This is a genomic window from Pantoea sp. E956-1, assembly GCF_982223955.1.
The window spans coordinates 1-379 of sequence record NZ_CEUYZP010000117.1; the positions used below are offsets into that span (position 1 = coordinate 1).

A 379-nucleotide genomic window follows, 5' to 3' on the forward strand; every position below is an offset into this window, starting at 1 on the left:
CAGTATGAACTGGACCTGGTTTCACAAGCTCGGCTCGCCCAAGTGGTTCTACGGCATCAGCGGCAAATTTCTGCCGTGGTTGAGCATCGCAGCGTTGCTGCTGATCGGCGTTGGCGTGGTCTGGGGCCTGGCGTTCGCGCCACCGGATTACCAGCAAGGCAACAGCTTTCGCATCATCTATATCCACGTGCCCGCCGCGATGCTCGCCCAGTCGATCTACGTGATGCTCGCGGTGTGCGGCGTGGTCGGGCTGGTGTGGAAAATGAAGCTGGCCGATGTCGCCCTGCAATGCGCCGCACCGATCGGTGCGTGGATGACCGCCGTGGCGCTGGTCACCGGGGCCATCTGGGGCAAGCCGACCTGGGGCTCGTGGTGGGTG

Annotated in this window: 1 protein-coding gene; it reads left to right on the plus strand. The window is 63.6% G+C overall.

Annotation, left to right across the window (positions count from 1 at the left end; genetic code table 11):
• On the plus strand, window positions 1–379 hold a 379-nt coding region (gene ccsA / locus AC0T7J_RS25535), incomplete at both ends, for a cytochrome c biogenesis protein CcsA (protein ID WP_473798634.1).